The organism is Ruegeria sp. BH6 (assembly GCF_056538105.1).
In genome coordinates this window covers 119,373-145,750 of the sequence record NZ_JBQFSR010000004.1, presented here as the reverse complement: position 1 = coordinate 145,750, position 26,378 = coordinate 119,373, and the positions used below count along the sequence as shown (strand labels likewise).

The following is a 26,378-nucleotide window of genomic DNA, read 5'->3' as shown; positions in this document are numbered from 1 at the left end:
GCGGATCCGCAGTTTGTTTGTCTTCTGCGCTGGTCACCTGCACGGCCCTGTGGCAGAACCGTTCCCAACCAGAACGGAGCGCGTACATGAGCAATTTCGGAAAAGGATGTCACCTGCATCTGATCGACGGATCAGCTTTTATTTTTCGGGCCTATCACGCGCTGCCCCCACTGATGCGGAAATCCGACGGGTTGCCGATTGGCGCTGTGTCCGGGTTCTGCAACATGCTGCAGAAATATGTCGAAGGAAACGCCGGGCCGGACGCGCCGACCCATGTGGCCGTGATTTTCGACAAGGGATCGCACACCTTCCGCAATGACCTGTATGACCAGTACAAGGCCAACCGCGAGGCGATGCCCGAAGATCTGCGCCCGCAGATGCCGCTGACGCGCGAGGCGACGCAGGCGTTCAACATCGCTTGCAAAGAGTTGGAGGGCTATGAAGCCGACGACATCATCGCAACCCTCGCCATGCAGGCGCGCGATGCCGGCGGACGGGTGACAATCGTTAGCTCGGACAAGGATCTGATGCAGTTGGTCGGCGGCGGCGTGGAAATGCTGGACGCGATGAAGAACAAGCGCATCGACCGCGATGGGGTGTTCGAAAAGTTCGGGGTTGGGCCGGAACGGGTGGTTGACGTGCAGGCGCTGGCAGGTGACAGCGTCGATAACGTGCCGGGTGCGCCGGGGATCGGGATTAAGACTGCGGCGCTGCTGATCAACGAATATGGCGATCTGGAAACCCTGCTGGATCGCGCTGAAGAGATCAAACAGCCCAAGCGCCGCCAGACGCTGATTGAAAAGCGTGATCAGATTGAGCTGTCGAAAAAGCTGGTGCAGTTGGATGAGAATACTCCGCTGGACTTCACCCTGGACGATCTGGAGGTGAAAGACCCCGAACCGGACACTTTGCTGGGCTTTTTGGCCGAGATGGAGTTTCGCACCCTGACCAAGCGCATCGCCGACAAGTTGGGGGCCGAGGCCCCGGTAATCGCTGATGCGCCCGCACCTGCGGTCGAAGAGGCCGAGGCTGAGGCCGTCCCCTTTGATGCGTCGAAATACGAATGCGTACGCGATGCCGGGGCGCTGCAAAAGTGGATTGATCAGGCGTATGAGCGTGGCTGGGTCGCGGTGGACACCGAAACCACCGGTCTGAATGAGATGATCGCTGAGCTTGTTGGTATCTCACTGAGTGTTGAGGCGGGTGAAGCTTGCTATGTGCCGCTGATTCATCGCGAAAGCGCAACGGATGATCTGTTCGGATCGGATGCGCTGGCCGATGGGCAAATGCCGCTGGATGAGGCTCTGACCCTGCTGAAACCGATGTTTGAGGATCCATCGATCCTGAAAATCGGCCAGAACATGAAATACGATGCCAAGATATTCAAACGGTATGGCGTCGACGTGGCGCCGATCGATGACACCATGTTGATGTCCTATGCGATGCATGGGGGCGAGCACGGACATGGTATGGATACCCTGTCCGAACGGTATCTGAACCACACGCCGATCCCGATCAAACCATTGCTGGGCTCGGGCAAGTCGGCGATCACCTTCGACAAGGTTCCGATTGATGAAGCTACGGCTTACGCCGCCGAGGATGCGGATATCACTCTGCGCCTGTGGAAACTGTTCAAGCCGCAACTGCATCAGGTACAGGTGACCACAGTATATGAGACGCTCGAACGCCCTCTCGTGCCGGTTTTGGCAGAGATGGAGATGCACGGCATTAAGGTCGACCGCGACGTCCTGAGCCGCATGTCGAACGCGTTTGCGCAGAAAATGGCGGGATTAGAGGCTGAAATCCATGAGCTGGCGGGTGAGAACTTCAACGTCGGCTCACCCGCGCAGCTGGGTGAGATCCTGTTCGACAAGATGGGTCTGGAAGGCGGCAAAAAGGGTAAGACCGGCAAGTATTCGACCGGGGCTGACATTCTCGAAGATCTGGCGACCGAGCATGAATTGCCACGCCGGGTGCTGGATTGGCGGCAGCTGTCCAAACTGAAATCGACCTACACCGACGCGCTGCAGACCCATATCAATCCGGATACGGGCCGGGTGCATACATCTTATTCGATCACTGGGGCGAACACGGGGCGTTTGGCCTCGACCGATCCCAACCTGCAAAACATCCCGGTGCGCACGGAAGAGGGCCGCCGTATTCGCGAGGCATTCATTGCCGAGCCGGGCAATGTGCTGGTCAGTCTCGACTATAGCCAGATCGAATTGCGGATTCTGGCGCATATCGCCGATATTTCGGCTCTGAAACAAGCGTTTTCAGATGGTTTGGACATTCACGCCATGACCGCGTCCGAGATGTTTGATGTGCCGCTGGACGAGATGACGCCGGATATCCGCCGTCAGGCCAAGGCGATCAACTTTGGTGTGATCTATGGCATCTCGGGTTTTGGACTGGCGCGCAACCTGCGCATCCCGCGGGCCGAAGCGCAGGGGTTCATCGACCGGTATTTCGAACGCTTCCCCGGTATTCGCCGCTACATGGACGACACCGTCGCCTTTGCCAAAGAACACGGTTACGTGCAGACGCTGTTTGGGCGCAAAATCCATACGCCCGAGATCAACGCCAAGGGACCGCATGCAGGATTTTCACGCCGGGCGGCGATCAATGCGCCAATTCAGGGCACAGCAGCGGATGTGATCCGGCGCGCAATGGTTCGAATGCCGGATGCGATCAATGGGTTACCCGCAAAGATGCTGTTGCAGGTGCATGACGAATTGCTGTTCGAAGTGGCTGAGGACGCGCTGGATCAGGTGGTCGACGTGGCGCGCGACGTGATGGAAGGCGCCTCGGATCCGGCGGTAAAGTTGGACGTGAAGCTGAGCGTGGACGCGGGGCAAGGGGCCAACTGGGCCGAGGCGCACTAGCTGCTAAAAACAAAGGCGGCGCAGTTCATCAGGCCCGGCGGGCCCTCTTCACAGCGGGTCAGTCCTGTGGCCTGACCAGGCGGTTGACCAACCGTTGCACGGATGGGCCAAGCAGCAGGATGACGGTGAAGGCGATGGGCCAGCAAAAGGCCCAGGACGCTATCCAGTCGCTGACGGTGTTGGGGCCAAACCCGATGGCTTTTACCGTCGCGATCCCGGTCACCAGGCAGGACATGAGGCCCGACATGATCAGGCTGAACAAGGCGCGGGAAAAGCGGGCGGGGATCATTGCGGGCATCCTGATGGTCTTGTTTCCCCTGATGTGCTGTATTTTCCGTCAAAACGCCAGAGCTAGCCCCGCATCCAGTCAAGGCTGTCCGTTGTTCGTGACGTGGAGGCAATATATTCGGCGCTGACCCAGCCGGAATAACCCGTTGCGTCCATCGCTGCGAACAGACGTTGGAAATCTGTCGGTCCGCGCCCCGGTTCACAGCGGTCGGGGGCGGCGCCGATCTGGGCGTGAACGATCCGCGGGTGAAAGCTATTCCAGACAGTTTCCGCGTCATCGTGGATCATATGAGCATGAAAGCTGTCATATTGCAGGCCGACATTGGGGCGGTTCACACGGTCCAGCACCTGCATTGCCAGATAGTAATCGCTCAGAAAGTACCCGGGCTGGGAAACCGGATTCAGCGGTTCGATCGTGAACTGCTGTTGCGGGGCGAAATCGGCGGCCCATTGCAGGTTGCGCACGAAACAGTCCTGCGCGTCCGAACCCGTGGCATAACCCGACATGATGTGGATCAGCCCTGGTCGCAGGAACTCGGCATAGCGCAAGACACGGCGGATATCGGATTGAAACCGCGCCTCGCCGCCCGGAACTGCGGCATAGCCGGGCTCACCTCCGGTGTAATTGGGCGGCGGTGCGTTGATCAGAACAAGTTCCAGTCCATTTGCCAGCAGGGCGCGGCGCGTTTCCTTTGCAGCCAGTTCATAAGGAAACAGAATTTCGACCGCTTTGAATCCGGCGTCGGCCGCCGCCTGGAAACGCTCCAGATACGGAAGCTCGGCAAAGAGCAGTGAGATATTGGCGGCAAATTTGGGCATGGGCGGTCTCGGGCAGTTGTTGGCCGGACCTTAACGGGACGGCGATTTTTGGGGAAGGGGATCAAAAACGACAGATTGTCGAAAATCGGCCAGATCGCCTGGATCAAATCAGAGACTTTTGGGGCATCGCGGCGAATCATTTTTGCGCGCCGTGCCAACAGAAGGTTTGAACACGATGGCAATGAGCCCTGACCCCGTGCGCGGGAACGCCCTTACTGTGTCTGGCGGACGGACATCCGCGGTGTCTGGCAATGGTCTGGCGGTTGCATCCATGCTGACTTGGGCGGCGGGATTTCCGGCCGCCGAGGTGCTGTTGCAAAGCTGGCCTCCGGTGGCCCTGTTTGCCGCACGACTGGTATTGGCGGTGGCGTTTCTGGTTCCGGTCTGGTTGCTGATTGACGGGCCGTCACGCGTATTGCGCGCCCGTTGGGGACATGCTTTGTTTGTTGGCGGGACGCTGGGCGCTGGCATGTTCCTGATCATTGTGGCGCAAAAACTGACTGACCCGGTGACAGTGGCCATCATCGCCTCTTGCGCGCCTTTGTTCGCGACGCTGTTGGAACTGGCGACCGGCACACGGCGGTTGCGGTGGAATTTTGCGGTAGGTCTGGTCGTGTCGATCGTCGGCGGGCTGATTGCCACCAGTGCGGTAGCTCCGGCGCAGCTGGGGTTGGGTGCGGGCTGTGCCATCCTGTCAACCGGACTGTTTTGTTGGGCCAGCATGGCGACAGCGCGGGATTTCCCCGAACTCAGCCAGACCGGGCGCAGCACGATTACCTTGGTTGGGGGGCTGATCGTGGCTGCATTCCTGTTCTTTGCGGCGGGTCAGGCTGGCATGGATATCCTGCCCTCGGCACCGATTGATGTGCAGCAGATGGGGATGCTGGTCATCTATGCGCTGGTTTCGCTGGGGCTGAGTCAGGTGCTGTTCATCGCGTCGGTGGGCAAGCTGGGCGTGGCGTTGGCCTCGTTTCATATCAACATCGCGCCCTTCTATGTGATGCTGATCATGCTGGTATTGGGCGAAGAGTGGAATTGGACCCGCGCGCTGGGCGCGAGCATCGTCGCTGTGGCTGTGGTTCTGGCGCAGGATCGCCGGGTCCCGCGACGGGCTTAATCCGGCAGGTCCTCGGACGGAATCAAAGGAAAAAACCGCCCCCCCGACCGAACGCCGAACCAGCCATCCTGATGCTGGGCAAGGTCCACGAGGCGGTAAAAGCTTTTACGATCAATCCGCGCCTCAAGGTTTGTGCGCACCAATACATAGGGCGACGGCTCTTCTGTTTCCTCGTCGATGACAATGCGGATGGGATGATCCGGCCCCGCCACAGCGCGGTCACCGACATGCGTGCTAAAAGTCACGCTTTGCCCATCACCTTCCCCCTCGACATCGAAATCGACGGCCACAAAGGGCGCATCCTCGACGGTGATTCCAACCTTTTCCACCGGAGTTACCAGGTAATACTTCCCGTCTTCTTTCTTAAGAATTGAGGAAAAAAGCTTCACAAGCTCGAACCGGTTGATGGGCGACCCTAAATAACTCCAGGTGCCATCATTTGCGATCTTGATGTCCAGATTGCCGGAAAACGGAGGATTCCACAGGTGAACAGGCGGCAAACCCTTGGATTTGGTTGCTTTGACTGATGCTGCCAGACCATCAGGTGAAGGGGTCACAGGTTTTTGTCCGCTCATTGCTTTTGCCATTTCCTCTCAGCGCGATACACTTCAATCATAATAGTCCACGGAAGGGAAAGTCATGAGCGAACCTGCCGACCTCGTGTCCGAGATCGAAGCGCTGGAAAACAAGCTGCAAGAGGCCAAGGCCTCGATCACCCGTCGCTTTATCGGACAGGAACGGGTCGTTGACCTGACCCTGACTGCGCTGTTGTGCGGCGGTCACGCTTTGTTGATCGGCTTGCCGGGGCTGGGTAAGACGCGATTGGTTGAAACCTTGTCGACGGTGATGGGCTTGCATGGCAATCGTATCCAGTTCACGCCCGATCTAATGCCTGCCGATATTCTGGGGTCCGAGGTTCTGGACACCGCCGATGACGGCACCCGCCACTTCCGCTTCATCTCTGGCCCGATCTTCTGTCAGTTGCTGATGGCGGATGAGATCAACCGCGCCAGCCCGCGGACTCAGTCGGCTCTGCTACAGGCAATGCAGGAACGCACCGTAACCGTGGCGGGCGAAGATCGCTCGCTGGGCGAGCCGTTCCACGTTCTCGCCACGCAAAACCCGATTGAACAGGAAGGCACCTATCCCCTGCCCGAGGCGCAGCTGGACCGGTTCCTTGTTCAGGTCGATGTTGAATACCCTGACCGTCAGACCGAACGAGACATTTTGCTTGCAACCACAGGGGTCGAAGAAGACGAAGCCCATCAGATTTTCACCAAAGATGAACTGCTGGCCGCGCAGGTTTTGCTGCGTCGCATGCCGGTGGGAGAGTCGGTTGTGGAGTTGATTCTTGATCTGGTTCGTGCGTTCCGCCCAGAAGAGGCAGGTGCGTCCGAGCGCGTCGCAGAAACAGTTGCCTGGGGTCCAGGTCCCCGTGCGGCGCAGGCGCTGATGATGACGGTGCGGGCCCGCGCGATGTTGCAGGGGCGGTTGGCGCCAAATGCCGAAGATGTCTTGGACATGGCCCGCCCGGTGCTCAGCCACCGGATGGCGCTGAACTTCGCGGCGCGCGCGCGTGGTGATAGTCTGGCTGAGCTGATCGACTCGACGGCCGCCGGGTTAATCCGTACCGAGGCCGCGGCGTGAATGCCGCGCTGACCCTGCGGGAAAGATCCGAGGCCGAGGCATCCCGGCTACCGCCGCTGTTGGCACGCGCCGAACATCTGGCCGGAACCGTGTTGCTGGGCGATCATGGACGCAGGCGCTCGGGCCTTGGTGACGATTTCTGGCAATACCGCCCGGCGCAGATCGGTGACAGCCGTCGGATGATCGATCACAGGCGCTCGGCCCGCGGGGATCAGCAGTTTGTGCGTGAACGGGAGTGGCAAATCGCGCAATCGGTGATGCTGTGGGTGGATCAGGGTGCCTCGATGCGGTTTGCGTCCAACAAGAACCTTCCCACGAAAGGTGACAGGGCCCGTTTGCTGGGTTTGGCAATCTCGATCCTGCTGGTACGCGGTGGAGAGCGCGTGGGCCTAACCGGCACCACGCTGCCGCCCCGGCGCGGAAACGCGCAAATCATCCGACTGGCGCAGGCCTGGTCAGGCGATGTGCAGGACGATTACGCCTCGCCCGAGCATCGCGCCATGATCCCGCGCGCGCGTGCCGTGTTCATATCGGACTTTCTGGGCCCGATGAGCGAGGTGGAGCTGGCCCTGACCAAAGCTGCCGACCGTGGTGTACGGGGCGTTTTGATGCATGTTCTGGATCCGAGCGAGGAATCTTTTCCCTATCACGGCCGCACCGTGTTCGAGAGTGTCGGACGAACCCTGAAACACGAGACACTGAAAGCTGGTGCTTTGCGTGGCCGGTACCTTGAGCGGCTGGCGGAGCGTAAGGAAGCGCTACAGCAATTGTGCCGGGCGACAAATTGGCAATATGGCCTGCACCACACCGAAGACAGCGCACAGGCGGCGCTGCTGTGGTTGTACCGCGCTTTGGACGGGAGCTTGCGATGACGGCATTTCTGTCAGTGATCAGCTTCACATCCCCTTGGGTATTGCTGAGCCTGCTGGCCCTGCCGATCCTGTGGCTGATTCTGCGCGCGGTTCCACCTGCACCGATCCGCCGCTTGTTTCCCGCGGTCACATTGCTTTTGGGACAGAAGGACAAGGAAAGCGTTTCGGACCGTACCCCATGGTGGTTGCTTTTGCTGCGGATGTTGGCAGTTGCCGCGATCATCATCGGATTAGCCGGACCGGTATTGAACCCGTCACGTATTCAGGCCGGGTCCGGCCCGTTGCTTTTGGTGTTGGATGCAAGCTGGGCCGGGGCTACGGGATGGCCAGCGACGCTGGAGCAAATTGATGCCCAGTTGGTTGAGGCCGGACGCGCGGGTCGTCCGGTATCCATTTTGCGCCTTACAGAGCCGGAAACCCCTGTCTTTCAGGCGGCAGAGGCCTGGCGAGGGCGGTTGCCGGGGATGGTTCCGGTGCCGTGGCAACCAAGCGAAACCCAGATCACGCAGGCAATTGACGTGCTGGATCAGATCGAAGAGGACTTTGACACATTCTGGTTCAGCGATAAGCTGGCTTACCCGAACAGCGCCCGAATTCTGGACACTTTGCAATCGCGCGGTGACGTGACGGTGTATCAATCTGCCGCCCTGGTGCTGGCGATGGTTCCGGCAGTGTATCAGGATGGAGTTATTCAACTGACTGCAAGACGATCTGAACCCGGGCCGGCGACGGCTGTCACGCTTGTGGCTCAGGGCCGCGACCCGGCGGGTGTCATGCGCATTCTGCACAGCGCTGATGCCGTTTTCGAAGAAAATGAAACAACGGCGCAGGTGGAGCTTGCACTGCCATCCGAATTGCGGGGACGGATCACAAGGTTCGAGATTCAGGGGCAGCGTTCGGCCGGTGCGGTAACGCTAACGGATGACAGCCTTCGCCGACGCGAGGTCGCCCTGATCGCCGGAACGTTGAACCGTGAAGGGTTGGAACTGCTCTCACCGCTGCACTATCTGACCCAGGTCCTGAGCCCCACTGCGGATTTCGTGGATGGAGGGTTGCTGGAAGTTTTACCTGCCAATCCTGATGCCATCGTTCTGGCCGATGTGGCCAAACTGTCGCCCGGGGAACAGACGGCATTGGTGGAATGGGTCGAACAGGGCGGATTATTGCTGCGCTTTGCCGGTCCGCGCATGGCCGCCAGCGACCTGGGCCGCGATTCCGAAGATGTATTGCTGCCTGTACGTCTGCGCAGCGGCGGTCGCTCGGTCGGTGGCGCGATGAGCTGGGGTGAGGCCAAGGGGCTGGCACCCTTCCCGGAAAACTCGCCTTTCTACGGCTTGCAGGTGCCCGGCGATGTTACGGTCACAACACAGGTCATGGCGCAACCAGACCCTAACTTGGCGGATCGGGTGATTGCGTCGCTGTCCGACGGCACGCCCCTGGTCACACGCAAGGCGCTGGGCTTGGGCCAGGTGGTTTTGTTCCATGTGACGGCGGATGCAGAATGGTCTAGCCTGCCGCTTTCGGGGCTGTTTGTTGAGATGTTGGACCGTCTGGCCGTGGCCTCAGCGGCGAAATCCCGGCAGGATTCGCAGCTACAGGGCACCACGTGGGAGCCGTTGCAAGTGATGGACGGCTTTGGCGCCCTGTCCGATGCGGGCAATCTGGCTGGCGTGGACGGGGTCGAGCTGATCTCGGGCACAACCGGCCCCGATTTGCAGCCCGGCCTTTATGAAAGCGGCAAACAGAAGCTGGCCTTGAATGTTCTGTCGGAAGAGGCTGTAATTAGCCCGGCAATCTGGCCTTCGGATGTACCGATCAAAGGGCAGGAGGTGAACTCTGAGACACCTGTCGGGGGCATCCTGCTCAGCCTCGCTCTGCTATTGCTGACGATTGATGTGATCGCCTCATTGGCCTTGTCTGGCCGCCTTGGTCTGGCCAAAGCGGCGGCGGTTGCTATGGGCGCAATGCTGTTGGTGCCCGAGGCGCAGGCGCAGACGCCCGAGGATACAGAATTCGCACTGAATGCCACGCATGAGCTGGTGCTGGCCCATGTGCTGACCGGAAATGCGCAGGTTGACGATGTGGCAGGTGCTGGCCTGCGTGGCTTGTCACAAACGTTGTTCTATCGCACATCGGTCGAACCTGCCGAGCCCTTTGGGGTGGATCTTGAGCGCGATGAACTGGCGTTTTTCCCGCTGCTGTATTGGCCGATCACTCCGGATCAGCCGCAGCCTTCGGCTGAGGCCTATGTTAAACTGAACGCTTATTTGCGATCGGGTGGCATGATCCTGTTCGACACACGTGATGCGGATATCGCGCGATTTGGGGCCTCGAGCCCCAATGGACGCAAACTGCAACAACTGGCGGCTCCGCTTAATATTCCCGCGTTAGAGCCTGTTCCGGGTGATCATGTGCTGACTCGTGCCTTTTACCTGCTGCAGGATTTTCCGGGTCGCTACGCTGGTACAGAAATCTGGGTCGAGGCCGCCCCGGTGGATGCCGAGCAGATCGAGGGCATGCCATTTCGCAATCTCAACGACAACGTCACCCCGGTGGTGATAGGCGGCAATGACTGGGCCGGGGCTTGGGCAATTGACCGCAACGGACAGGCGCTGTTGCCAGTCGGGCGTGGTTATGCCGGGGAACGTCAGCGCGAGCTGGCCAATCGCTTTGGGGTCAATCTGGTGATGCATGTGCTGACCGGGAATTACAAATCGGATCAGGTACACGTGCCTGCGCTTTTGGACAGGTTGGGACAATGACCGGAACAGTCATCTTTGATCCGCTGATCCCGTGGCCAGTACTGGCCATTGTCGCCGCGATTGCGGTCACGGGGGTTCTGCTGGCCCTTTGGCGCGGCCTGTCTGGTTGGGCCTTGCGCGGGCTGGCGGCGCTGGTGGTGATCGCGGCCTTGGCGGGTCCGGTCTATCAGGTCGAAGACCGTGCGCCGCTGACTGATATCGTGCTGATGATCGAGGATGAAAGCGCCAGTCAGGCCCTTTCGGATCGCGCCGACCAAACCGCGCAGGCGGCCGAGGGTTTGGCTGCTGAAATCGAAGCCCGTGACAATACCGAGCTGCGCCGAATCAAGGTCGCCGACGGAGACGGCGACGAAGGCACGCAGGTTATGGCCGCGTTGAGCGCCGCACTGGCCGAAGAGCCGCGCGCACGGATTGCGGGTATTCTGGTGGTTTCAGACGGTCTGGTGCATGATGTCGAGCAGGCCCCCGACCTGCCCGCGCCGATGCACTTGCTGCAAACTGGACGTGAAAGCGACTGGGATCGCCGCCTGATCGTCCGCAATGCCCCTGCCTTTGCCATTATCGGCGAACCTGTCACCCTGACCTTGCGCGTCGAAGACAGCGGCGCTGCGCCTACCGGGGCGACCACTGCGCCGCTTGAGATATCAGTAGATGGGGCCGAGCCGGAACAATTCACCATTCCCATCGGCGTCGATGTCGAATTGCCCATCGCTCTGCCGCATGGTGGGCGCAATGTCATCCAGTTCACTGTGCCTCAGGCCGAGGGCGAATTGACCGACCGCAACAACACCGCGTTGATCCAGATGAACGGGGTGCGTGACCGGTTGCGCGTGCTGCTGGTGTCGGGTGAGCCGCATCCGGGTGGGCGGACCTGGCGCAATCTGCTGAAATCCGACAGCTCGGTCGATTTGGTGCATTTCACCATCTTGCGCCCGCCCGAGAAACAGGATGGCGTGCCGGTGGACGAGTTGTCCTTGATCGCTTTCCCAACGCGCGAGCTGTTTCTGGAAAAGATCAACGATTTCGACCTGATCATCTTTGATCGCTACAAACGGCGCGGCATCCTGCCCGCGATCTATCTGGACAATGTCACCAATTATATCAACGAAGGCGGCGCTGTTCTGATTGCGGCGGGGCCGGATTTTGCCAGCGCCGACAGCATCTTCCGTTCACCTTTGGCGCCGATTCTGCCGGCACAACCCACTGCCCGAGTGATCGAAGAACGTTTCGTGCCCATGGTGACCAATCTGGGCCATCGCCACCCGGTGACGACAGATCTGGGGGATTCCGAGGATTGGGGCGCATGGCTGCGCCAGATCGACGTCAACCACCGCACGGGTGAGCTGTTGATGACCGGTGTGGATGAGCGACCCCTGCTGGTACTGGACCGCGTGGGCGAAGGGCGCGTGGCGCTCTTGGCGTCGGACCATGCCTGGTTGTGGAGCCGGGGTTTTGAGGGCGGCGGGCCGCAATTGGAACTGTTGCGCCGTCTGGCCCATTGGATGATGAAAGAACCCGAGCTTGAGGAAGAAGCCTTATGGGCCGAAGCCAACGGGCAGGTCATGCGTATCATCCGTCAGACATTGGAGGATGAGGTCGGACCGGTGACCATCACCCGCCCCGATGGCGAAACGCTTGAAATAACGCTCGATGAGGTCTCCCCTGGGCGGTTCGAGGCGACATATTTTGGACCCGAGATTGGCCTCTACCGTCTTCAGGAAGGTGACCAGATGGCAGTGATCGGGCTGGGCCCCGCTGCGCCGAAAGAGTTTGAGCGCACCATCGCCACTGATGAGGTGCTGAAACCCGTACTGGCCGAACTGCGCGGGGGTACAATCCGACTGGAAGACGGGTTGCCGTCTATCCGCAATGTCCGCGCCGGGCGTCCGGCTGCTGGGCGCGGATGGATCGGCCTGACCCCGCGAGAAGCCTATGAGACGCGCGATGTCACACAGGCCGGGCTTTTACCGCCCTGGCTGGTGCTGGTGCTGGCCGGTGGCTTCTTGCTGGCCGGATGGTTGCGCGAAGGGCGACGTTGATTACTCGAACACCACGCTGACCGTGGGATCACCGGGCAGGCCCGCATAGGTGACGGATGCCCCGCCCTTGCCCTTTGCAGGCGGCACAAGCGGGCCGAAAGACCCGACCGAAATCAGGTCGCCGGCTTGAAACTCGATACCTTTCGACATCAGCCATAGGGCCGCATTTGCCGGGTGCCCCAAAACGGCCGCCCCTGGGGCTTGCGCCAGTACCTCTCCATCCGCGGCGCGGAGTGTGACCGTCATATCCTGCAACGCCTGCGTCATCGCTGTAGGATCGGATACGGGAATTTCAGAGCCTAACACGCCGAGTTTCGGGGCAACGCCAATGGCGGTTAGGGTAACCGGCGTGATTGGCTCCCCCTCGGCCAGGGTAAGATCCGGCAGCTCGATAAAGGGGCGGATGGCTGAGATATGGGCAAGAACTTCGGCCGGGGCAGTCGCCTGATTGATGCCAGCGTCGCCGACAACCAGCACCAAATCGGCCTCAAAAACCGGACGCGCACCCCATGTGGCGGGTACAGTGGCCCCGTCGTCCAGCATCATATCGCGGTACAGAACGCCCTGAACCGGTTCAGATGCGCCGAACCGCTCTTGCGCGGGGGCGCTGGTCAGGCCTGCCTTATAGCCGATGATCGGCCCCAAATGTGGCTCTAACACACTGACTATCTTGGCCTGTGTACACAGCGCGTCTTCCATGCTGCCATCCGCAGAAAGGGCCGTCGTCGGTGTGTTGGTCAGATAGTCCTGCACATATTGGTCAATCTGCGCTTCTGTGGCGCAATCCGCCACCGCATGAGAACCCAGCGTGACGGCGCAGAGTATTGGCAAGGATGTTTTTCGCGGCATGGCTGACCTCCGGGTTTTCGAAAACTCTGGCACGATGGTCCGTGTTCGGGCAACGGCTTAAGCACTTTTTCACGCTCTGTCGGGATGCTGGGCGCAAGTTACCCGGGATCAGCAACGATGAGTCTAGCAACCAAACTGGCACAGGAACGGCGTGCGCGGCTGGCGGCCGAGCGGCTGTTGGAAATGAAGCAGGTCGAATTGTCAGCCGCCAATCGCAAGCTGGGTTTGCATGCGATGGCCCTGACCAAACGCATCGGTGAAACCCAGGCCGAGGTCGAAACGGTTCGGGATGAAAATGAAAAGGTCAAATCCGACCTGACCGAAGCCAATGCCAAGATCGAAGTGGCCGAGCGCCGCTTGTGGCATTCGATACAGACCATTCAGGACGGTTTCGCCTTTTTCAATGACCAAAGCCACATGATCGGGGCCAATGCCGCCTATCTCAGCCTGTTTGACGGTTTGGAAGAGGTGTCGCCGGGTATTTCCTATGCTCGTATCCTTGAGATTTTGACCGATGAAGGGCTGATCGATATTGGCGCGGAATCTCCGACCGATTGGCAGGCCAGAATGCTGAACCGCTGGGCACAACCCCAGCCGGAAGCGGTGGTGATCAAGCTGTGGAATGGTGAATATTTCAAGATGATCGACCAGCGCGGCAATGGCGGTGACGTGGTCAGTTTGGGCCTGAACATCACCGCCTCGGTTTGGCATGAGGCTGAGTTGAAGGCCGCCCGCGAACGGGCCGAGGCCGCAAACCGGGCCAAATCTGCCTTTCTGGCCAATATGAGCCATGAAATCAGAACCCCGATGAACGGCATTGTCGGCATGACCGAGTTGATGTCGGAAACCCCGCTGGACGAGGAACAGCGGCTCTACCTCAACACCATCCGCAACTCGGGCGAGGCGTTGTTGGTGATCATCAACGACGTTCTGGATTATTCCAAGATCGAGGCGGACAAGCTGATCCTGCACCCTGAACAGTTCGATTTTGAACGCTGCATTCTTGAGGTTGCGATGCTGATGCAACCCAGCGTGCGCGACAAAGGGCTGTCCTTGCTGGTCGATTATGATTTGTTCCTACCGACCTTGTTCGTGGGCGATCCCGGTCGCGTGCGGCAGGTATTGACCAATCTGGTGGGCAATGCGGTCAAGTTCACCACCGAAGGCCATGTGTTGATCCGCGTCACTGGTGTGCCGAATGCAGACACGAACACATGCGATATTCACGTTGCGATCGAAGACACCGGTATCGGCATCGAAGAGGACAAGATCGGGCACATCTTCGGTGAATTCAATCAGGTCGAAGATGAAAAAAACCGCGCATTCGAGGGTACAGGGCTGGGGTTGGCGATCACCAAGCGGCTGATCACACTAATGGGCGGGTCGGTCTGGGTGGAAAGCGAGCCCGAGCTGGGCTCCTGTTTTGGATTTCGCATCTCGTTGCCCACCATCGAAGGCCCGCAACCCACACCGCCTGATTTGGCTGGTCGGTTGCGCCACGTGGTCGTTGTCGAGGATCTGGCGGTGAACCGTGCCATCCTGTCGAAACAGCTAGGGCGATTGGGATCGAAAGTCACCGTTTGCGCCTCGGGGGGTGAGGCGCTGGCCGCTGTTGATGGCAGTGTGGACCTGATGCTGTGTGATCACGACCTGCCGGACATGGATGGGTTGGAACTGGCGACCACGCTGAAAGACCGGGGCTGGGGGGATTTGCCCGTGGTGGTGATGTCGGCCAATCCCGGTGTCATCCACGCCAACCCGGCACGTAACCTGATTGACGGGGTTTTGCAGAAACCTATTCCCCGCGCCGAACTGTATTCGCGCTTGACGACATTGGGGCGGCTGCCTGTCACGCCTGAAGCTGCTTCAAGTGATCCCGAGGCACCGTCAGAGCCGCAGGGGGAACGCCAGATGTGTGTTTTGGCAGCCGAGGACAATCGGACCAATCAGTTGATCCTGCAAAAGATGGTCAAGGATTTGAATATTGACCTGCAATTCGCCGCGAATGGGCTGGAAGCCGTGGACCAGCATCAGAAATTCGACCCGGACCTTATTTTCATGGATATTTCGATGCCCAAGATGGATGGGAAGCAGGCCACGGCGGAAATCCGGCGGCGCGAGATTGACACGGATCGGCATGTGCCGATCGTCGCATTGACGGCGCATGCCATGGCTGGGGATGATCAGGGCATTCTGTCGGCCGGATTGGATCACTATCTGACCAAACCGCTGCAAAAGCGGAGAATCCACCAGATGATATTGGACCATCAGCCCGAGGATGTTTTGCCTGTCATTGCCGAAGATGCACAGGCTGAATAGGGTAAGCCATGACTGATCGTGGATTTCAGCCTCGTGCCTTGGGTGAGATTGCCATTCGCTGTGCCGATATGGGCGCGATGGTGGCGTTTTATGAAGATGTAATCGGGCTGGAACGCCTGAGCGGTGATCACAACAGCGCCATCACCTTTTTCCGCATCGCCGAAGGGTTTGGCGGACATACACAGGTGTTGGCTTTGTTCCACCATGCGGCCGCCCCGCGGCCTGGGTTGCACCCGACCGGCGCCGACAAGCCCACTACCGGCGCCGGGTCATCGCTGCATCATATTGCTCTGTCATTGCCCTTTGCTGAGCAAGAGGCCGTGATGCGCTGGTATGACAAAATCAGTCAGCCTTACCGCGTTGAACAGTTCGGCTGGATCGGATGGCGCGGCATTTTCACCGAAGACCCCGAGGGCAACACGGTTGAGTTGGTTGCTTACGACCCATTGATGCTGGATCAGGCCTGATAGGGGCGCACGAAAACGGGTCTGTCCTCTTGCGACAGGTCCGAGCGGTATTCATATTCACCAGTGTCGAAATCCAGCAGCCCTTTGGGGTCGGTCAGACGGTGTTGAACGATATATCGGGCCATCGCACCCCGCGCTTTCTTGGCAAAGAAACTGACGATCTTGGGGGTGCCGGCCTTGTCTTCCATAAAGACCGGCGTGACCACCCGCAGCTTCAGCGCCTTAAGGTCAACCGCGCCGAAATATTCCTGACTGGCGCAATTCACCAGAACGTCTGATTCGACCTCTTCAGCCTGCGCGTTCAGCGCTTTGCTCAGTTGGTCGCGCCAGTATTCATACAGGTTCTTACCGCGCCGGGTTTTCAGCTTGCTGCCCATTTCAAGACGATAGGGTTGAATCGCGTCCAGCGGGCGTAACACCCCATACAGACCGGACAGGATACGCAGGTGTTCCTGCGCCCAGGCCATTTCTTCGGCATCCAGCGAGGTCGCTTCCAGCCCCTGATAGGTATCCCCAGCAAAGGCCAGCGCTGCAGGTCGGGTCAATTCAGCGCCCGGCGAGTCCGAAAATGCTCGATACCGGTCACGGTTCAGACGGGCCAGATCATCGCTGAGGTCCATCAGTTTCTTCAGATCGCCCAGTGTCAGATTGCGGGCGGTTTTCGACAGTCTGATCGCGTCGTCCTGAAAGTCGGGTTGCGTGACCTCAACGTCCCGCTCTGCCCAATCCAGCCGCTTGGCCGGGGAAACCACTACCAGCATATCCGCCCTCGTTTCTTGCCTGATGCAGGGTATCTAGCCCGCCTGACGCAGCACGTCCAGAAACGCGGCACCAAACCTTTCGTGACGACGGTTGCCCAGCACCTGTTCCATCCCGCGCGGGTCATTGGGGCGCAGTTGTGCGACCTTGGCCAGTTGTGAGGCCGAACAGGTCAGCGGTTTGTCAATCCCGTCGGAGCCGCGTGAAAGCCGTGTTTGAACCTCAAGCAGTCGGTCATAGATATCCCCTTGTTCGCGGCCCGCCAGTTTGCGGCGTGCTGGGTGCAATTCTTCAACCGCGCCGGTCAGCACCTCAAGGAAGGTGTCGCCGTACCGTTCCAGCTTTTTCGCGCCAACTCCGCTGATCCGGGCCATATCGTCCAAAGAGGCCGGGCGTTTTTCGGCCATTTCAATCAGGGTGCGATCAGGAAAGATAACATAGGCCGGAACTCGCGCGCTTTCCGCCAGCGCGCGACGTTTGGCCTTGAGCGCAGATAGCAGCGGCGCGTCTTCCTCGGACACCATCATCTTGACGGCGGGCCTCCGGGTGGCCTTGCGGATCGTGTCTTTGCGCAGGTTGATCTGCGCCTCACCTTTCAGGATCGGCTTGGCTGCTTCGGTCATGCGCAACGCGCCGTGGCGTTCGGGATCGGGGCGAACAAGATCGTGACCCATCATCTGCCGGAAGATCGCCTGCCATTGCGGGCGCGACCAGTCCTTGCCGATGCCCCATGTGGACAGGTTGTCGTGCCGCCGGGCGCGAATCTTGTCGGTTTCATTACCCAGCAGAATGTCGATCAAATGGCCCGCGCCGAACCATTCCTCGGTGCGCAGGATCGCCGACAAGGCCATGCGAACGGGGGTGGTGCCATCGAACACTTCCGGAGGGCTGTCGCACAGGTCGCATTTACCGCAAGGTTCGATCTGTTCTCCGAAATACCCCAGCAGGGTCTTGCGTCGACATTCGAGCGCCTCGGCCAGCCCGAGCAGAGCGTTCAGCCGCGCATGATCTGCCATGCGCCGTTCCGGTGGTGCGAGCCCCTCGTCGATCTGGGACCGGCGCAAGCGAATGTCGTCGGGGCCGAACAGGGTCAGGGTTTCAGCAGGCCCGCCGTCGCGGCCGGCGCGGCCGATTTCCTGATAATAGGCTTCGATGGACTTGGGCAGGTCCGCATGCGCGACCCAGCGGATATCGGGCTTGTCGATGCCCATTCCGAACGCAACGGTGGCAACCACGATCAGCCCATCCTCGCGGGCAAAGCGGGTTTCGACGATGCGGCGGTCTTCGGCCTCCATTCCGCCGTGATAATGACAGGCGGTGTGGCCTTCGGCGCGTAAGGCCTGGGCCAACACTTCGGTTTTGTTGCGGGTGCCGCAATAGACGATACCGGATTGGCCTTTACGCGCTTCGGCGAAGTCGAGGATCTGTTTGCGTGGGCCGTCCTTGGCAGCAAAGGCCAGATGGATATTAGGCCGGTCAAAGCCGCGCAGGAACTTACGCGGGGCGGTGCCGTCGAACAGTTTTTCGACAATCTCGTCCTGCGTTTCGGCATCCGCAGTGGCGGTGAAAGCGGCCAAAGGCACGTCCAATGCGCGTCGCAGCTCTCCGATCCGCAGATAATCTGGGCGGAAATCATGGCCCCATTGGCTGACGCAATGGGCCTCGTCCACGGCGATCAGGCTGACATTGATCCGACGCAACATGCCCAAGGCTGACCCGGCGGCCAGACGCTCGGGGGCCATGTAGAGCAGTTTCAGGCGCCCGGCCTCCAGCGCCTCCCACACGGCATCGGTTTCTTCGGGGGTGTTGCCCGAGGTTAGCGCACCGGCCTCGACCCCGGCCTCTTGCAGCCCGCGCACCTGATCACGCATCAAGGCAATCAGGGGGGATATCACCACGGTCACCCCGTCACGCAGAAGGGCGGGTAACTGAAAACACAGGGATTTGCCGCCGCCCGTGGGCATGATCGCCAGGACGTTTTCACCCAGCGTGACGGCATCGACGATCTCTTCCTGACCGGGGCGGAAATCGTCGAATCCAAAGACATCTCGCAGCAAAGGCGCGGCGTCGAACATGTGCGGGGTTGCCCTGTTTTAAGGTTTATCTGCTCTTAAGACAGGACAATCACATACTAAGATTCAGTGAACAAGAGGTCAGACGAAATAGCCCATATTGTTAATTAGAATGATCCGCAGCGCGTAGACCCCGATCAGTACCACCAAAGGCGTCAGGTCCAGCCCACCCATCGCGGGCAGGACGCGACGGATTGGGCCATAGATAGGCTCTAATATCCGGTTCAAGCCATACCAAATTTGCGCCACGAGTTGCTGGTGCAGGTTGAGAACCTGAAAGTTGATCAGCCAGCTCATGATCACATGGGCCAAAATGATGAACCAGACAATGTCCAGGATCAGCAGCAGAATTTGGATCAACGACAGCATGGGGCCTCCGGTAAATACGTGAGATGAGAGGTAAGCGCCCCCGCGACAAAGAGCAAGCCCGCGCCAACACAACGCTTGCGAATTGGGTTAAAGCCCCGTCTTATGAATGCAACAATAAACAGGGGCAGTTATGGCAGAGATTTCCAAGCGCAAGCGCATTTGGGGTTGGTGGTTTTTCGACTGGGCCAGTCAACCATATCACACCCTTCTGGTCACCTTTGTGTTCGGCCCCTATTTCGCCGGGGTTGCGGCGGGGTATTTTTCAGGAACCGGGTTGGATGCCGAGGCTGCGGCCGCGCGGGCGCAGACGGTTTGGGCCAATTGCCTGACCATCACCGGGTTGATCATCGCCTTTGGCGCGCCGTTGCTGGGTGCGATGGCGGATGTGTCGGGGCGGCGCATTCCGTGGATCTTTGCCTTTTCGGCGATGTACGCGGTGGGATCTGCCGCGCTTTGGTACACGCTGCCCGATGGCTCGAACATGTGGCTGATGCTGTCGGCCTTTGGGCTGGGTTTTGTCGGCGCGGAGTATGCGCTGATCTTCATCAACTCTCAGCTGCCTGATCTGGGCGATGACAATGAAGTGGGCGAAATTTCGGGTTCGGGCTTTGCGTTTGGTTATTTCGGCGGGTTGATTTCATTGGCGATCATGCTGTTGCTGTTCGTCGAACAGCCCAACGGCAAGACACTGATTGGGATGGAGCCGATGTTCGGGCTGGATGCGGCGAGCCAGCAGGGCACGCGGTTCGTCGGTCCCTTTACCGCCGGTTGGTTCATCCTGTTCATGGTGCCCTATTTCCTTTGGGTGCGTGATGACCCGGACAGTAACAAGACTGGCAGCCTGCGTGAGGCATTGCGACTGCTGGGCAAATCCATCTCAGACTTGCGGCACCGGGTCAGTCTGGCGACCTATCTGGGTTCATCCATGTTCTACCGCGATGCGCTGAACGGGCTGTACAGTTTCGGCGGTGTCTATGCACGGCTGGTATTGGAATGGGGGCTGATCAAGATCGGAGTGTTCGGGATTGTCAGCGTTCTGGCCTCGGCCATCTTTGCGTGGGTCGGTGGCAAGATGGATAAGAAATACGGCCCTAAACCAGTTATTCTGGTCGCGATCTGGGTGCTGATCTTTGTCTGCATCACCGTGGTGTCGATGGATCGGACGCAGATTTACGGCATCTCTTTGCCCGAAGGGTCAGGCCTGCCGGATCTGGTGTTCTTTGGCTGCGGAGTTCTGATCGGCGGTATGGGCGGTATCCTGCAATCGGCCAGCCGATCCATGATGGTGCGCCATACCGACCCAAACACGCCAGTCGAAAGCTTTGGCCTTTACGGCCTGTCCGGCCGCGCGACATCTTTTGCCGCGCCTTTGCTAATCGGGATTGCCACAACTGTTACGGGCAGTGCGCGGTTGGGGGTGTCACCGATCATTCTGTTGTTTATTCTGGGCCTGTTCCTAATGCGCTGGGTTAAACCGGAAGGGGATCAGAGCAGATGATTTTACTACGTTTCTTAGCAATAATCGCCGCGATGACATTGGCAGGAGAAGCCGGGGCGCAGCCCTTGGCCAAGCAATTGTTCGGGGCGCAAAAGCAAAGTTCACAGCAAAAACCAGCCGCGTTCGGCAGTTATTCGCGCGGATGTGCCGCGGGATCAGTGCAACTGCCCGAAACGGGGCCGACATGGCAAGCCATGCGCCTGTCGCGTAATCGCAACTGGGGCCACCCGGAGGCGGTGGATTACGTACAGGACCTCAGCAAGTTTGCGGCTCGGCAACCGGGGTGGAATGGTCTCTATATCGGGGATATCAGCCAACCGCGTGGTGGTCCGATGACTTCTGGTCATCGCAGCCACCAGTTGGGGTTGGACATCGATATCTGGATGCTGCCTGGCGACAACATGCGGCTGTCGCGCAAAGCGCGCGAGAATATCTCGTCGATTTCCCTGCGCCGCGCCAACGGGGCCTATGTGAATGGCAATTGGACGGCACAGCACCACGCCGTGCTGCGTGAGGCGGCAAAGGACAAGCGCGTGGCGCGGATTTTCGTCTTTCCCGGCGCCAAGGTTCAGATGTGCAATGATGAGAAAGGCAACAAGGCCTATCTGCGCAAGATCAGGCCATGGTGGGGGCATCATTATCATTTCCACGTGCGTCTGAAATGCCCCAAGGGCTCGCGCGGCTGTGTCAATCAGGACGCGCCGCCCAAAGGTGATGGGTGTGCCGAGGCTCAGCAATGGGTACGCAACATCCTCAACCCGCCGCCACCTGACCCGAACGCGCCTGCGCCGAAGAAACGCCGCGAGTATGTTCTGACCGATTTGCCCCAGCAATGCGCCGCAGTCTTGCAATCCAACTGATTGCTACTTTGCTGGCGGGTGCGGTTTGGGCGGTCGAGGTCAAGACGGCCACATACTTAAACAGCTTTGTCTGGCGCCACCCGGCGGAATGGTTTGGTGGGTTTTCGGCCCTGTATATCTCGGACAACGGTCGGCATATGCTTGCGCTTAGTGACCGGTCGGTTCTTGTCCGCGCGACCATTGCGCGGGACGAGGATGACATTACAGGGGTCCGGATCACCGGGAACTGGCCGGTTCTCTCCAGCACAGGACGGCCCCTATCCGGCGAAGCAGGGGATTCCGAAGGCATTGCGGTCGCACCGGACGGTAGCCATTACATCTCATTTGAGTCAGTGCATCGCGTTGCCCGGTACGCGACCCCCGACGCCGAAGCGCGGGTGCTGCCGCGCCCAAAGGCGTTTGAAAATCTGAAACTGAATGGGTCGTTCGAAGCCTTGGCAATCGACAATCAGGGGTGGCTGTATACCCTTCCCGAAAGAAGCCGGACCGACGCAGGCGACATCCCCGTTTATCGCTGGGACGGGCAGGGTTGGTCGACCCCTTTCGTGTTGCCACAGCGGGAAAAATTCTTGCCTGTATCTGCCGATTTTGGTCCAGATGGTCGGTTCTATTTATTGGAACGAGCCCTGTCCCTGACAGGGTTCCGCACCCGCCTGCGGCGGTGGCAGATCACAGAGGATTCAGTCGGTGCCGAAGAAAACCTGTTTACGACCGGCGCAGGCACGCATGACAACCTCGAAGGGTTGTCGGTTTGGCGCGATGATCAGGGGCGGTTGCGCGCCACGATGATCTCGGACGACAACTTTCTGGTCCTTCAGCGCACTGAACTGGTGGAGTATCTGCTACCGGATTGACACATCCCAACCAAAGGTCTAAACGCACGGCTTGCCTTGGGACGGTCCCTTGGCCAAGTCGCCGCTACCTTGTCAAAACGGGCATCTGAAAACATGCAACGCGCTTACATACCCGGCATTATTGCCATGGCCGCCATTGTTGTGGCCTCGAACATTCTGGTTCAGTTCCTGATTTTTGACGGGCTGCTGACCTGGGGTGCTTTTACCTATCCGCTGGCCTTTCTGGTTACCGACATCATGAACCGCGTCTATGGCGTGGCCACGGCCCGCAAGGTGGTGTTCGCTGGGTTTGTCACCGGCATCATCTGTTCGCTGATCGGCAGCCAGATCATGCTGCAAGGTGACGGGTTCACCTATGCCGCCGTGCCGCTGCGGATCGCTGTTGCCTCGGGGACGGCGTTTCTGATTGCACAGCTGACCGATGTCACCGTGTTCAATTCGTTGCGTGGTGGTCGCTGGTGGCGCGCGCCGCTGGTGTCGACCCTGGTTGGCTCGGCGCTGGACACCGCGCTGTTTTTCACCATAGCATTCTCAGCTTCGGTCACGGTTTTCGGTGCCAATGCTGATGCGGCGATCAACTGGGCGTGGGAGCCTGTGCCCTTCATGCTGACTGGTCCGATGACCCCCCTGTGGGTGACGTTGGCGTTTGCCGACTGGCTGGTGAAGCTGTCGCTGGCGATGATCGCGCTGATCCCGTTCAAGGTGATTGTTGCGCGGTTGACCGCGCACCCGGCATAAAGGCGCGGTTGACCGCTTAGCTTGCAAAAAAAGTGCTTTGAGAATGGCGCATCTTGTGTCAGGCTCAAAGTTAACCGCAACAGATAGAAAAGGAGGTGATCCAGTGTCGAGAAAGAGATTGGAGAGAGGTGTCGGAACAACCGGGGGGATCGCCTGTTAGGGCAGCCCTTGGCGGAGCGCTCGCTCCGGCTGGTCGATTGATCTAACCGACCCAACCTCCTGTACTTTCGAAGGGCCGTCCCGCCGGGGCGGCCCTTTTTGTTTCTGCTTGTGCCGGATAAGGTCCACTTCATGTTGCGCATCACCGACGATATCACCCTGCAGGACTGGGAAATGACCGAGAGCTTTGTCCGCTCGTCCGGTCCCGGTGGTCAGAACGTGAACAAGGTCTCGACCGCAGTTGAGCTGCGGTTCGAGGCTGCGCGCTCGCCCTCCTTGCCCGATCCGGTCAAAAACAGGCTGAAACGGTTGGCCGGGCGGCGCTGGACCAAAGATGGCGCGATCATCATTCAATGCGAAGAAACCCGCAGCCAAGCCCGCAACCGCGAGATTGCCCGCGCCCGTCTGGCTGAACTGATTGTCCGCGCGCTGGTGAAACCCAAGCGGCGGATTGCGACGAAACCCACCTATGGCTCGGTCAAACGGCGGCTGGCGGCCAAAAAAGCGCGCTCGGATGTGAAGGCGCTGCGCGGCAAGGTCGCAGAAGATTGAACTGGCAGTTTCACGGTGCCTTGCTAGTTTGAAAAGGCAAGGGAGAGCAAGATCATGAGGTTAGAGGGGAAAACCGCGATTGTAACCGGTGGCGCGTCTGGCTTTGGTGCCGGGATCGTGCAGAAATTCCTGTCCGAAGGCGCGCGGGTCATGATTGCCGATATCAATGGTGACGCGGCCGAGGTTCAGGCAAATCAGCTTGGGCCGAATGCGATTGCTCAGATGGTCGACGTGGCGAATGCAGTCTCGGTGCAAGCCATGGCGGATATGGCGATGGATCGGTTCGGGCAATTGGATATTTTGGTGAACAATGCCGGTGTCACGCATCTGCCGACGCCGCTAGAGGATGTCACCGAAGAGGAATTTGACCGCGTCTTCAACGTGAACATGAAATCAGTCTATCTGACCGCACGGGCGCTGGTGCCAGCGATGAAAGCGCGCGGGGCGGGTGCGATCCTGAACGTGGCCTCGACCGCGGGGCTATCGCCACGTCCGAACCTGAATTGGTACAACGCGTCCAAGGGCTGGATGATCACGGCCACCAAGACAATGGCGGTGGAACTTGCGCCTTCGGGTGTGCGTGTAAACGCGCTCTGCCCGGTGGCCGGGGAAACACCACTGCTGAAATCCTTCATGGGAGAAGATACGCCTGAAATGCGTGCCAAGTTCCTGTCGACCATCCCGCTGGGGCGTTTCTCGACCCCCGACGACATGGCCAACGCCGCCTGTTTCCTGTGTTCGGACGAGGCGAGCATGATCACCGGCGCTGCATTGGAGGTCGACGGTGGCCGTTGTATCTGAGGTTTATCCGTGATCCCCGGACCCCGTAATCTGATCACTGATGTCCCTGGCCTGAGGGTCGGAAATGCGCAGGACGCTGCGTTGAAATCGGGAACAACTGTCCTGACGGCAGATCAGGCCTTTACCGCCTCGGTTCACGTGATGGGGGGCGCACCGGGCACGCGGGAAACCGATCTGCTGGCGCCGGATAAATCGGTCTCGCAAGTGGATGCAATTACTTTGTCCGGTGGGTCGGCCTTTGGACTGGATGCCTGTTCTGGCGTCTCGGATGCATTGCGGTCGCGGGGCAGGGGGTATCCAGTGGGCGATACCGTGGTGCCCATTGTGCCCGGAGCGATCCTGTTTGATTTGTTGAACGGCGGAGACAAGGATTGGGTTGAAAACCCATATCGCGCGCTGGGACGAGCGGCTTTTGACGACGCAGATGTGGATTTTGCGTTAGGCACAGCGGGGGCCGGAACCGGCGCTTTGGCGGCGCGGCACAAGGGGGGGCTCGGGTCCGCCTCATTGGTTCTGGACAATGGGGTGACCGTCGGTGCCCTGGTTGCGGCCAACCCGTTGGGCAGTGTGACAACACCCGGCGACCGCCATTTCTGGGCAGCGCCGTTCGAGTTTGGAGACGAATTTGGCGGTTTAGGATCTGATTCAAGTGCCGGTCTTGGCTTTCCTGCTCCCAGCCTCAAGGCGCAGGCGATGCGACTTGCCGAGCCGGATAAGGGCAACACGACAATCGCTATTGTGGCCACGGATGCTGCCTTGTCGAAATCGCAGTGCCAGCGACTGGCAGTGGCAGCACATGATGGCATTGCCCGCGCCATTCTGCCGGCACACACACCAGGGGACGGAGATCTGGTCTTTGCGGTCAGCACTGGCGCGCAGACCATCGACGCCGAAGCCGGCTTGGGGCTGATCGGACATGCGGCCTCGGTCTGTCTGGCACGAGCTATTGCGCGGGCTATTTATCTGGCGACCCCGGCAGCGGGCGATCTATTGCCCTGTTGGACCGCACCACATGACAAAAGTTAAGGACTGTCTTTATGCCGCAGGGCACATTACCCTCGCGCGGCAATCTGCGCGTTGACTCTTTTTTGCGCCGAAGGTCCATTCGGTGCAGCCAATTCGTATCGGAGCAAAACTCATGAATCGTATCCTCGCTACCGCAATTGTCGGCCTGCTGGCCCTTCCTGCCTATGCGGAAGGTGACGCCGAGGCCGGCAAAAAGGCCTTCAATAAATGCAAATCCTGCCATCAGATCGCTGACCCGGCCGGTGAAGTCATCGTCAAGGGCGGTAAGACCGGTCCGAACCTATACGGTATCGCGGGCCGCACCGCGGGTACCGTTGAAGGGTTCAAATACGGAGACAGCATCGTTGAGGCTGGTGAAAACGGTCTGGTCTGGGATGAAGCCACCTTTGTCGAATACGCGCAGGATCCCAAGGCGTTTTTGAAAGATTACCTGGGTGAGACATCGGCCAAGTCGAAAATGACCTTCAAGTTGAAGAAGGGCGGCGAAGACGTCTATGCCTATATCGTCAGTGTCTCGGGCGAATAACGTCTGAAAAACCAGACCATTCGAACGATTGCAAAAGGCCGCAGCCCCTGCGGCCTTTCGTGCGATTGATAACAGCTTGGATCAAGGTCACCTTGGGGAT

23 protein-coding genes are annotated in these 26,378 nt (G+C 59.4%); 16 read left to right on the top strand and 7 right to left on the bottom strand.

Annotated features, from left to right (window positions below; all coding sequences use genetic code 11):
- Window positions 1-86: 86 nt before the first annotated feature.
- Complete coding sequence (polA, locus tag ACR0B8_RS11025; protein ID WP_480658527.1) at window positions 87-2,885, top strand: DNA polymerase I; 2,799 nt, start codon at window positions 87-89, stop codon at window positions 2,883-2,885.
- Window positions 2,886-2,943: 58 nt separating this feature from the next.
- Here polA and ACR0B8_RS11020 read toward each other — a convergent pair whose 3' ends face one another.
- Complete coding sequence (locus ACR0B8_RS11020; protein WP_170349700.1) at window positions 2,944-3,174, bottom strand: DUF2798 domain-containing protein; 231 nt, start codon at window positions 3,172-3,174, stop codon at window positions 2,944-2,946.
- Window positions 3,175-3,236: 62 nt separating this feature from the next.
- Window positions 3,237-3,992, bottom strand: coding sequence for a hydroxypyruvate isomerase family protein (locus tag ACR0B8_RS11015; RefSeq protein WP_170360880.1), 756 nt, complete (start codon window positions 3,990-3,992; stop codon window positions 3,237-3,239).
- 181 nt (window positions 3,993-4,173) lie between these two features.
- Here ACR0B8_RS11015 and ACR0B8_RS11010 point away from each other — a divergent pair, with 181 nt between their 5' ends.
- Entirely contained in the window at window positions 4,174-5,109 is a 936-nt protein-coding gene (locus ACR0B8_RS11010; RefSeq protein WP_170360879.1) for a DMT family transporter, read from the top strand.
- Here the strand turns inward: ACR0B8_RS11010 and ACR0B8_RS11005 are convergent.
- Window positions 5,106-5,684: a DUF1285 domain-containing protein gene (locus ACR0B8_RS11005; RefSeq protein ID WP_170360877.1), complete on the bottom strand. Its 579-nt coding sequence runs from the start codon at window positions 5,682-5,684 to the stop codon at window positions 5,106-5,108. The genes ACR0B8_RS11010 and ACR0B8_RS11005 overlap by 4 nt on opposite strands.
- 64 nt (window positions 5,685-5,748) lie before the next feature.
- Here ACR0B8_RS11005 and ACR0B8_RS11000 point away from each other — a divergent pair, with 64 nt between their 5' ends.
- From ACR0B8_RS11000 to ACR0B8_RS10985, 4 genes are read left to right on the top strand one after another with little or no spacing between them, the layout of a single operon-like run.
- Window positions 5,749-6,756 (top strand): AAA family ATPase, encoded by a 1,008-nt coding sequence (locus ACR0B8_RS11000; RefSeq protein ID WP_170360874.1) that lies wholly within the window; start codon window positions 5,749-5,751, stop codon window positions 6,754-6,756.
- Complete coding sequence (locus tag ACR0B8_RS10995; protein ID WP_170349704.1) at window positions 6,753-7,628, top strand: DUF58 domain-containing protein; 876 nt, start codon at window positions 6,753-6,755, stop codon at window positions 7,626-7,628. Before ACR0B8_RS11000 ends, ACR0B8_RS10995 begins: the two co-directional genes overlap by 4 nt.
- Entirely contained in the window at window positions 7,625-10,390 is a 2,766-nt protein-coding gene (locus ACR0B8_RS10990; protein ID WP_226689066.1) for a DUF4159 domain-containing protein, read from the top strand. Before ACR0B8_RS10995 ends, ACR0B8_RS10990 begins: the two co-directional genes overlap by 4 nt.
- Window positions 10,387-12,429 (top strand): hypothetical protein, encoded by a 2,043-nt coding sequence (locus ACR0B8_RS10985; protein WP_226689067.1) that lies wholly within the window; start codon window positions 10,387-10,389, stop codon window positions 12,427-12,429. The genes ACR0B8_RS10990 and ACR0B8_RS10985 overlap by 4 nt, the downstream gene beginning before the upstream one ends.
- On the opposite strand, the gene ACR0B8_RS10980 is transcribed toward ACR0B8_RS10985, so the two are convergent.
- Window positions 12,430-13,278: a 2-keto-4-pentenoate hydratase gene (locus ACR0B8_RS10980; protein ID WP_226689068.1), complete on the bottom strand. Its 849-nt coding sequence runs from the start codon at window positions 13,276-13,278 to the stop codon at window positions 12,430-12,432.
- Between the two features lie 117 nt (window positions 13,279-13,395).
- On the opposite strand from ACR0B8_RS10980, the gene ACR0B8_RS10975 reads away from it, so the two are divergent.
- Both ACR0B8_RS10975 and ACR0B8_RS10970 read left to right on the top strand, forming a co-directional pair.
- The gene (locus tag ACR0B8_RS10975) at window positions 13,396-15,597 is read left to right on the top strand and encodes a response regulator (RefSeq protein ID WP_226689069.1); all 2,202 of its coding nucleotides are present in this window, start codon (window positions 13,396-13,398) and stop codon (window positions 15,595-15,597) included.
- A gap of 8 nt (window positions 15,598-15,605) precedes the next feature.
- A complete protein-coding gene (locus tag ACR0B8_RS10970) occupies window positions 15,606-16,064 on the top strand; it encodes a VOC family protein (RefSeq protein WP_170360865.1) in 459 nt (152 codons plus the stop codon).
- Here the strand turns inward: ACR0B8_RS10970 and yaaA are convergent.
- From yaaA to ACR0B8_RS10955, 3 genes are all read right to left on the bottom strand, one after another.
- The gene (gene yaaA, locus ACR0B8_RS10965) at window positions 16,055-16,825 is read right to left on the bottom strand and encodes a peroxide stress protein YaaA (RefSeq protein ID WP_170360863.1); all 771 of its coding nucleotides are present in this window, start codon (window positions 16,823-16,825) and stop codon (window positions 16,055-16,057) included. The genes ACR0B8_RS10970 and yaaA overlap by 10 nt on opposite strands.
- Window positions 16,826-16,858: 33 nt before the next feature.
- Complete coding sequence (gene recQ / locus ACR0B8_RS10960; RefSeq protein WP_170360861.1) at window positions 16,859-18,898, bottom strand: DNA helicase RecQ; 2,040 nt, start codon at window positions 18,896-18,898, stop codon at window positions 16,859-16,861.
- 78 nt (window positions 18,899-18,976) lie between these two features.
- A complete protein-coding gene (locus tag ACR0B8_RS10955; RefSeq protein WP_170349712.1) occupies window positions 18,977-19,264 on the bottom strand; it encodes a YggT family protein in 288 nt (95 codons plus the stop codon).
- Window positions 19,265-19,394: 130 nt separating this feature from the next.
- On the opposite strand from ACR0B8_RS10955, the gene ACR0B8_RS10950 reads away from it, so the two are divergent.
- The 8 genes from ACR0B8_RS10950 to ACR0B8_RS10915 all read left to right on the top strand — a co-directional run bounded on the left by ACR0B8_RS10950 (window position 19,395) and on the right by ACR0B8_RS10915 (window position 26,278).
- The gene (locus ACR0B8_RS10950) at window positions 19,395-20,762 is read left to right on the top strand and encodes an MFS transporter (protein ID WP_170360859.1); all 1,368 of its coding nucleotides are present in this window, start codon (window positions 19,395-19,397) and stop codon (window positions 20,760-20,762) included.
- A complete protein-coding gene (mepA, locus tag ACR0B8_RS10945; protein ID WP_170360857.1) occupies window positions 20,759-21,622 on the top strand; it encodes a penicillin-insensitive murein endopeptidase in 864 nt (287 codons plus the stop codon). Before ACR0B8_RS10950 ends, mepA begins: the two co-directional genes overlap by 4 nt.
- Window positions 21,595-22,476 (top strand): esterase-like activity of phytase family protein, encoded by an 882-nt coding sequence (locus ACR0B8_RS10940; RefSeq protein WP_226689070.1) that lies wholly within the window; start codon window positions 21,595-21,597, stop codon window positions 22,474-22,476. The genes mepA and ACR0B8_RS10940 overlap by 28 nt, the downstream gene beginning before the upstream one ends.
- 93 nt (window positions 22,477-22,569) lie before the next feature.
- Complete coding sequence (locus ACR0B8_RS10935) at window positions 22,570-23,214, top strand: queuosine precursor transporter (RefSeq protein ID WP_226689071.1); 645 nt, start codon at window positions 22,570-22,572, stop codon at window positions 23,212-23,214.
- A gap of 291 nt (window positions 23,215-23,505) precedes the next feature.
- Entirely contained in the window at window positions 23,506-23,925 is a 420-nt protein-coding gene (arfB, locus tag ACR0B8_RS10930; RefSeq protein ID WP_170360851.1) for an alternative ribosome rescue aminoacyl-tRNA hydrolase ArfB, read from the top strand.
- 54 nt (window positions 23,926-23,979) lie between these two features.
- On the top strand, window positions 23,980-24,726 hold the full coding sequence (locus ACR0B8_RS10925) for an SDR family oxidoreductase (RefSeq protein ID WP_170360849.1): 747 nt from the start codon (window positions 23,980-23,982) through the stop codon (window positions 24,724-24,726).
- A gap of 9 nt (window positions 24,727-24,735) precedes the next feature.
- The gene (locus ACR0B8_RS10920) at window positions 24,736-25,752 is read left to right on the top strand and encodes a P1 family peptidase (RefSeq protein ID WP_170349718.1); all 1,017 of its coding nucleotides are present in this window, start codon (window positions 24,736-24,738) and stop codon (window positions 25,750-25,752) included.
- Window positions 25,753-25,864: 112 nt separating this feature from the next.
- On the top strand, window positions 25,865-26,278 hold the full coding sequence (locus ACR0B8_RS10915) for a c-type cytochrome (protein WP_170349719.1): 414 nt from the start codon (window positions 25,865-25,867) through the stop codon (window positions 26,276-26,278).
- Window positions 26,279-26,378 lie beyond the last annotated feature (100 nt).